Source organism: Pseudomonas sp. P5_B3, assembly GCF_056400405.1.
This window is the reverse complement of sequence record NZ_JBFULI010000098.1, coordinates 1-8,814: the sequence shown is the minus strand read 5'-3', so window position 1 is coordinate 8,814 and position 8,814 is coordinate 1. Positions and strand designations below refer to the sequence as shown.

Annotated in this window: 4 protein-coding genes; 1 reads left to right on the top strand and 3 read right to left on the bottom strand. The window is 61.4% G+C overall.

The window, feature by feature from the left end:
- Positions 1 to 84: 84 nt before the first annotated feature.
- The 3 genes from AC1DRN_RS29340 to mfd are packed head-to-tail and all read right to left on the bottom strand — an operon-like array spanning position 85 to position 6,822.
- Positions 85 to 2,778, bottom strand: a complete 2,694-nt coding sequence (locus AC1DRN_RS29340) for a DEAD/DEAH box helicase (RefSeq protein ID WP_223463214.1) — start codon at positions 2,776 to 2,778, stop codon at positions 85 to 87.
- Between the two features lie 5 nt (positions 2,779 to 2,783).
- Positions 2,784 to 3,362: a CsiV family protein gene (locus tag AC1DRN_RS29335; RefSeq protein WP_223463215.1), complete on the bottom strand. Its 579-nt coding sequence runs from the start codon at positions 3,360 to 3,362 to the stop codon at positions 2,784 to 2,786.
- 10 nt (positions 3,363 to 3,372) lie between these two features.
- Entirely contained in the window at positions 3,373 to 6,822 is a 3,450-nt protein-coding gene (gene mfd / locus AC1DRN_RS29330; protein WP_223463216.1) for a transcription-repair coupling factor, read from the bottom strand.
- A 363-nt stretch (positions 6,823 to 7,185) separates the two neighbouring features.
- Here mfd and AC1DRN_RS29325 point away from each other — a divergent pair, with 363 nt between their 5' ends.
- Entirely contained in the window at positions 7,186 to 8,649 is a 1,464-nt protein-coding gene (locus AC1DRN_RS29325) for a glyceraldehyde-3-phosphate dehydrogenase (protein WP_007974029.1), read from the top strand.
- The last annotated feature ends 165 nt before the right edge of the window (positions 8,650 to 8,814 follow it).

The window sequence follows — 8,814 nt, the reverse complement described above, 5'->3', positions numbered from 1 at the left end:
GCGTCGAACACAACTTTTGCGGACACCATAGAACCTGTGGGAGCGAGCTTGCTCGCGATGGCGGACTTAAAAACGCCGAAGATCTCAACGCTTTTCGAGGTTTTCCGGCAGCGGCGCAAACAGCGCCTCGATATCATCGTTCTGCAGTTTCCAGTCCCCGGCCTTGCGCCCGTCCAGCACGCCGGCCGCGAGGTCGGACTTTTCCTTTTGCAGGTGCTGAATCTTTTCTTCCACGGTGCCGCGCGCAATCAGTTTGTAAACGAACACCGGCTTCTCCTGGCCGATGCGATATGCCCGGTCAGTCGCCTGGTTTTCCGTCGCCGGGTTCCACCACGGGTCATAATGAATCACCGTGTCCGCTTCGGTCAGGTTCAGGCCAACGCCACCGGCCTTCAGGCTGATCAGAAATATCTGACGTTTGCCGCTCTGGAATTCCTTCACCGGCGTGCGGCGGTCGCGGGTCTGGCCGGTCAGCAGGGCGTAGGCCACGCCGCGTTTGTTCAGTTCGTCCTCGATCAGCGACAGCATTGAAGTGAACTGCGAGAACAGCAGGATCCGCCGACCTTCCTCGAACAGTTCTTCGAGCATTTCCATCAGGCTGTCGAGCTTGCCTGACGTGCTGCCACGGGTTGGCAGGGTCGCCTCGTTGACCAGGCGCAAATCGCAGCACACCTGACGCAGCTTGAGCAGGGCTTCGAGAATGATGATCTGGCTGCGGGCCACGCCTTTGCGGGTGATCTCGTCGCGGACTTTCTTGTCCATGGCCAGGCGCATGGTTTCGTATACATCGCGTTGGGCCTCGTTGAGCTCGACCCAGTGGATGATCTCGGTCTTCGGCGGCAACTCGGTGGCCACCTGCTCCTTGGTGCGGCGCAGCAGGAAAGGTTTGATCCGGCCGTTAAGGTGCTGAAGCCTGACCTCGCTGGCGCGCTTTTCAATCGGCACGCGGTAATCGCGGTTGAAGCTTTTGACGTCGCCCAGCCAGCCGGGCAAGAGGAAGTGAAACAGCGACCAGAGCTCACCGAGATGGTTTTCCAGCGGTGTGCCGCTCAGGCACAGGCGCTGCCGGGCGTTCAGTTCGCGGGCGGCGTGGGCTGCCTTGCTGCCGGGGTTCTTGATGTATTGCGCTTCGTCCAGCACCAGTATGTGCAAGGGCTGCGCCGCCAGGCGTTCGACATCCTTGGGCAGCAGTGCATAGGTGGTCAGGATCAGATCGTAGTCGGCCAGCTTGTCGAAGTGCTTTTTGCGGCTGGCACCGTACAGCGCCAGCACTTTGAGCTGCGGCGTAAAGTGCGCCGCTTCGTCGAGCCAGTTGGGGATCAGGCTGGTCGGCATCACGACCATGCACGGCCGGTCGAGGAGGCCGGCGTTTTTCTCGCTCAGCACGTGCGCCAGTGTCTGCAGGGTTTTGCCCAGGCCCATATCGTCCGCGAGAATTCCACCCACTTCCAGTTGTCGCAGCGATTGCATCCAGCTCAAGCCCTCAAGCTGATACGGGCGCAGAGTCGCATTCAAACCTTCCGGGGCCGCGGCAGTGTGGTCCTTGATGTCGCGCAGGCGCTGGGCAAAGGTGCGGATCTGTTCGCCACCCTCCCACAGTAGTGGCATGTCTTCCAGCGGGTTCAGGCGCGTGGCATCGGCCTTGCTCAGGCGCAGCGTGGTGTCGCCGGGCTCCTGCAGGTAGAACTCGCCGAGGGTGGCCAGCACCGGCTTCAAGCGGCCGAAGGGCAGGGCGACTTGCAGTGGGCCGTGCTCGGAGTTCGGGCGATTGGGGATGTTGACCAGGATCAACTCGTCGTCGCGTCGTCGGGCAAGGCGTTCCGGGTTGAGGATTTCGGTGTGGGAGCGCATCAGGTTGAGCAGGATCGGCAACAGGCTCAGGCGTTCGCCGTTGACGATGATCCCCAGTTCCAGGTCGAACCAGTCGCGCTCCGGTGCCTGTTCGACCGTGGCGTACCAGTCGTCTACCGCCGTCAGGTCGAAACCGAAGTCCTCGTCGATCTGCAATTCCCAGCCCTGGGAGCGCAACTTCGGCAGTTCATTGAGGGTAAAGGTCAGCCAGGCGCTGTCATTGACCATCTCGAACAGCTCGCCGGCACTTTCCGGCAGGGCCTTGCTTTGCCGGGTGGCAACTTTGAAACCGAGGATTCGCAACTGTTCCCGGTAGGACTGTTCCACTTCCGGGTGGCGTTTTATCCGCAGCGTCTGGGTTTCCTGACGAATCAGGATGTCGGAGTTTCTCTGTCCGCAAACGTACTCGTCCAGGTAACTGAAAGACAGCGCCGCGCGGTGCTGAATGTACCGCTGCATTCGGCCATTGCGCGGTTCGAATGCGCTGAACTCGATGCTGGCCAGCCACAGGCGCGGTAACGGTTGCACATTGTCCACCAGCACTTGCGGCGGGGCTTTCGGGCTGCGGTTTTCCAGGACTGCCTGGAGTTTTTCCAGAAGTTCGGCGTCTTTGGCGGCAGCGGGGTAGTCGAGGGTTTCCTGCACTTGCAGGAGCACCGCTGCGCAATGTTTGCAGTTGTTGTGGACCGGGCACGAGCAGGTGGCGTCGACCATCAGCAGCGTGCCCTTGGCTGACTCGCGCAGGCGAATGGTCTGGCGGTAAACGTTACTGCCTGAGCCTTCGCAAGCGGCGATGATCGTGGCGTCGCCGACCTCGACGATTCTGACACGATTCTCCAGCGCATAACGGCGGCCACGCTCCAGGCTCTGTTCCTTGAATCGGCTGACCCAGGACGGTGCCAGGGGTTTGCTCAGGGCCGCAGACATGGGAATCAGTCCGGAATTTCATCGGGGACTGGCCGAGGGGCGGGAGCGGTCAGCGAGGTGATCTTGATCAGCAGGCCGAGGTGGCCGTTATCGAGGAAGTTCAACTGGCCGTTCTTGGTGTGGCTTTCCTGTTTCAAGCGCTCGCTGGCGGTCACCATGCCATTGGCATCGATCTGATTGACCCAGAAATCGGCGTCGACGTCGGTAAAGCGTCCCAGCGTCATGTTCAGCGTGCCCTCGATCGGGAACTGACCATATTGTTCCTTGCCGTCGCTGATCGCCACTTTGCTGGCGTTTTCGCCGAGAGTCTGTTGCCAGGCCTTGTGCAGCAACACCGTGTAGTCGGCGCTGCTGGTGAGTTTTTCCACCTCGCCATTCAGGCTTGGCGTACGCAAGCTGTCGGGGCCCACGGGTTGGGCGCCAGCGGCCCAGTCTTCCGGTGCGGCGCGGCTGACAATCGCCGGCACGGCGTTTTGACGGACCAGAATCATTTCGACCTGATACAGGTCATCGGCAAATGCCGTGGGTGCGACCAGCGCTGGAATTAGCAGGGTCAGCAAGGTCAGTGAGCGAAACAGGCGCATGCGGCGTCCTTCAAGCAGTTTTCGGAACGAGGCGCTCGAACAGCGCCTCTACAGTATTAAAGCGCTCTTCCGGGCGCTCCATCGGAACCATGAACTTGAACATCGTGGCGCCTTCGAATTTGTAGCGTTTTGGCTGGCCCTGGATCAGCTTGATCAGGGTCAGCGGGTCGACCGGCGTCTGTGCGGCGAACTCGACGCGACCGCCTTGCGGGCCGCCATCGACTTTCTTGATGCCCAGTAGCTCGGCCTGCAATTTCAATGCAGTGATGCGGATCAGGTTCTTGGTCGGTTCCGGTAACAGACCGAAACGATCGATCATCTCCACCTGCAAATCCTTGAGGCCGTCCTCATCGGTGGCCGAGGCAATGCGCTTGTAGAGAATCAGGCGGGCGTGGACATCCGGCAGGTAGTCCTCGGGAATCAACGCCGGAACCCGCAGGTTGACCTCCGGACCGCCGCCGAGCGGTTGGTCGAGGTTCGGCTGCTCGCCCTTGCGGATCGACTTCACTGCGCGCTCGAGCATTTCCATGTACAGCGTGAAGCCGACCGCCTGGATCTGCCCGCTCTGGCCGTCGCCGAGCAGTTCGCCGGCGCCACGGATTTCCAGGTCGTTGGTGGCGAGCACGAAGCCCGCGCCGAGGTCCTGGGTGTTGGCGATCGCTTCCAGGCGCTTTTCCGCGTCCGGGGTAATTTGCTGGCGCGGTGGCGTCAGCAGGTAGGCGTACGCCTGGTGGTGGCTGCGTCCGACCCGGCCGCGCAACTGGTGCAATTGTGCCAGGCCGAACTTGTCGGCGCGCTCGATGATGATGGTGTTGGCGCTCGGTACGTCGATGCCGGTCTCGATGATGGTCGAGGCGATCAGCACGTTGAAGCGCTTGTGGTAGAAGTCGCTCATCACCTGTTCGAGTTCGCGTTCGCGCATCTGCCCGTGGCCGATGCCGATCCGTGCTTCCGGCACCAGTTCGGCGAGGTCGGCGGCGCATTTCTCGATGGTCTTCACATCGTTGTGCAGGTAATAGACCTGGCCGCCACGCAGCAGCTCACGCAGCAAGGCCTCTTTGACCGTGCTCTTGTTCTGCTCCATGACGAAGGTGCGTACCGACAGGCGACGGGCTGGCGGCGTGGCGATGATCGACAGGTCACGCATGCCCGACACCGCCATGTTCAGCGTGCGCGGAATCGGCGTGGCGGTCAGGGTCAGGATGTCGACTTCACTGCGCAGCGCCTTCAGTTGTTCTTTCTGGCGCACGCCGAAACGGTGTTCCTCGTCGATGATCACCAGCCCGAGGTTTTTGATCTTCACATCGTCCTGCAGCAGCTTGTGCGTGCCGATGACGATGTCGATCTTGCCTTCGGCCAGGTCCGCGACCGCCGCGTTCACTTCCTTGGTCGACTTGAAGCGGCTCATCACTTCCACGGTCACCGGCCAGTCGGCGAAGCGGTCGCGGAAGCTGTTGTAATGCTGCTGGGCGAGCAGGGTGGTCGGCACCAGAATCGCCACCTGGCGTCCACCGTGGACTGCAATGAACGCGGCGCGCATCGCCACTTCGGTCTTGCCGAAGCCAACGTCGCCGCACACCAGGCGATCCATCGGCCTGGGCGCGAGCATGTCTTCGCGCACAGCTTCGATGGTGGTTTGCTGATCCGGGGTTTCTTCGAACGGGAAGCCGGCGCTGAAGGTGGCGTAGTCGGCTTTCGGATCGGCGAAGGCGTAGCCTTCACGGGCGGCGCGGCGGGCATAGATGTCGAGCAGCTCGGCGGCCACGTCACGCACCTGTTCGGCGGCTTTGCGTTTGGCTTTCTGCCAAGTCTCGGAGCCGAGGCGGTGCAGCGGGGCCAGGGCATCGTCGCTGCCGGTGTAGCGGGCGATCAGGTGCAGGTTGGCCACCGGCACATAAAGCTTGGCGCCTTCGGCGTATTCCAGGGCAAGGAATTCGGCGGTCTGGCTGTCAATTTCCAGGGTCGCCAGGCCCAGGTAGCGGCCGACGCCGTGGTCGATGTGCACCACCGGCGCACCTTCGCGCAGCTCGGTGAGGTTCTTGATGACGGCATCGTTGTTGGCATCGGCGCGTTTTTCGCGGCGACGGCGCTGCATCACCCGCTGGCCGAACAACGGGCTTTCGGCAACCAGGGCCAGGGCCGGGTCGTCCAGCAGCAGGCCTTCATCGAGCGGTGCGATGGTGATCGCCAGACGTTCCTTGCCGGCGACAAAGTCTGGCCAGCTGTCGACGGTTTTCGGTCGCAGCTTCAGGCGTTCCAGCAGTTCCAGCAGCACCTCGCGGCGGCCTGCGGATTCGGCGGTAAACAACACGCGACCGGGGAACTGGTCGAGGAACTCCGCCAGTGCCGCCATCGGCTGGGTGGCCTTGGCTTCGATGGCCAGGTTCGGCAGCTCCCGGGCGGGGAAGCGCTCGCGACCGCTACCGCTTTCTACATCCTGTTGACTGGCCACCACGCGCGGCCAGTTCTTCAGGCGCGCGAAGCAGTCCTCCACTGGCAGGAACAGTTCGGCGGGAGGTAATAAAGGACGGGAGGGGTCGACGCGGCGTTCTTCATAGCGATTGCGCACGTCGTTCCAGAAGTTTTCCGCGGCCTGTTCGATACCGGGCAGCGAGAACACTTGCGTGTCCTGGGGCAGGTAATCGAACAGCGTCGAGGTTTCTTCGAAGAACAGCGGCAGGTAGTACTCGATGCCGGCTGGCGTAATCCCGCTGCTCAAGTCCTGGAAGATCGGGCAGCGGCGGAAGTCGACGTCAAAACGCTCGCGGAACCGGGCCTTGAAACGGGTGACCGCTTCTTTCTGCAGCGGGAATTCCCTGGCCGGCAACAGCTTGACCGAGTCGACTTTGTCGATCGAGCGCTGGTTCTCCGGGTCGAAGGTGCGCAGGGTTTCGATTTCGTCGTCGAACAGATCGATGCGATACGGCAGCTTGCTGCCCATCGGGAACAGATCGATCAGCGAACCGCGAACGGTGAACTCGCCGTGTTCATACACCGTATCGACGTAGCGATAACCCGTGGCTTCAAGCCGGGCGCGCATTTGCTCGACGTCGAGCTTCTGGCCGATATCCAGCACCAGGCTGCTGCCGAGCAGGAATCTGGTCGGTGCCAGGCGATGCAGGGCGGTCGTGATCGGCACCACCAGCACGCCATGGCTCAGTTCCGGCAGCCGGTACAGGCTGGCGATGCGCTGGGAAATGATGTCCTGGTGCGGCGAGAACAGGTCGTAGGGCAGGGTTTCCCAGTCGGGAAAGTGCAATACGGGCAAATCCGGGGCGAAGAAACCCAGCTCCTGTTCCAGCCGTTCGGCACTTTGGCTGTCGGCGGTCAGCAGCAGGGTAAAGCGCTTGGCAGCGCTGGCGGCCTCGGCGATGGCCAGGCTCAGGGCGGCACCGGGCAGGTTGCCCCAGTGCTGTTTACCTGCCGCGGCAGGGAGAAGCGGTAGACGCAGAACGGGCACGGAAGGTTGAGCTCCAAGCGTTGCGACAAAGTCGACAATTGTAGCGGTCAACGATGCCGCCTGTCAGTTGCTGACTGCGTCTAAAGCGACGGTCTGATGAAATGTAGTGGTAAAGACAAAATTCAGCGGTTTTTTACCGGAAATTACTGAATATGTAGTGGCAAATACAACGAGTGTTACGGAGGGTTACGGATAAGGACGCGTGACCTCCAAAAAATTGACTTCGCTGCAAGCCCCGGTTTTATTGGGCTTGCGCGAGGCGTAAGTTTTTTGAACGACGATTTGTTACGAAAAGCACGACGGGCGCGCATTGCTACAGCTGTCACTCGGCGGCATAATGTAGCCCCTTTTTTCTGCCCCTACATGTGGAAGGTTCCCGTGACTCAGAAGCCCGACCAGTGTCTTGGTGAATGGATCGACCGTGAAGCACTCGCAGAAGCGATGATTCCGCTTATCGGTCAGCTCTACCGCAATAACAACGTGGTGAGCTCGATCTATGGCCGCAGCCTGATCAATCGTTCAGTCATTGCGATTCTCAAAGCTCACCGCTTTGCTCGTCACCGTCAGTCCGACGAAAGCGAGCTGTCCGTCCACGAAACATTCCCGCTGATCAAGGCGATGAGCGAGCTCAAGCTCGGCGCCGCTTCGGTGGACCTGGGCAAGCTGGCGGCCAAATTCAAGGCCGAAGGCAATGGCCGTACTGCCGAGCAGTTCGTCCGTGAAGAACTGGCTGACGTGGTTGGCCAGCAGAACGCTTCGGCCCGCAAAGGCACCGACGTTGTCCTCTACGGCTTCGGTCGTATCGGCCGTCTGCTGGCGCGCATCCTGATCGAGAAAACCGGTGGTGGCGACGGCCTGCGCCTGCGCGCCATCGTTGTCCGCAAGGGCGCCGAGAACGACCTGGTCAAGCGCGCCAGCCTGCTGCGCCGCGACTCGGTCCATGGCCCGTTCGATGGCACCATCACCATCGATGAAGCCAACAACACCATCACCGCCAACGGCAACCTGATCCAGGTTATCTACGCCAAGAGCCCGGCCGAAGTCGACTACACCCAGTACGGCATCGAAAACGCTCTTATCGTCGACAACACCGGTGTATGGCGTGACGCCGACGGTCTGGGCCAGCACCTGGCCTGCCCGGGCGCTGCCCGCGTGATCCTCACCGCACCTGGCAAGGGCGCGCTGAAGAACATCGTGCACGGCATCAACCATGGCGACATCACCCCTGACGACAAGATCATCTCGGCGGCGTCCTGCACCACCAACGCCATCGTGCCGGTGCTCAAGGCAGTCAACGACAAGTACGGCATCGTCAACGGCCACGTCGAAACCGTTCACTCGTTCACCAACGACCAGAACCTGATCGACAACTTCCACAAGGGCAGCCGTCGTGGCCGCGCCGCGCCGCTGAACATGGTCATCACCGAGACCGGTGCCGCCACCGCAGCCGCCAAGGCGCTGCCAGTGCTCAAGGGCAAGCTGACCGGCAACGCGATTCGCGTGCCTACGCCGAACGTGTCGATGGCTATCCTGAACCTGAACCTGGAAAAGGCCACCACTCGCGAAGAGATCAACGAGTACCTGCGCCAGATGGCCATGCACTCGGACCTGCACAAGCAGATCGACTACGTGAGCTCCCAGGAAGTGGTTTCCACCGACTTCGTCGGCTCGCGCCACGCAGGCGTAGTGGACGCGGAAGCGACCATCACCCAGGATAACCGCGTTGTTCTGTACGTCTGGTACGACAACGAGTTCGGTTACAGCTGCCAGGTGGTTCGCGTGATGGAAGACATGGCCGGTGTAAACCCGCCAGCATTCCCGCGCTAAGCCTTAGCTGCAAATGAAAACGCCCCGACCTTGGTTGGGGCGTTTTTGTTTGTGCTGCTTTTGTCTGTTGAGGGGTGTGTTGTTCGCGCTGGCCTCATCGCGAGCAGGCTCGCTCCCACAGGATTATTGGCCGTTCCCGGGATCTGTGCCTGGCTGCATTCCCTG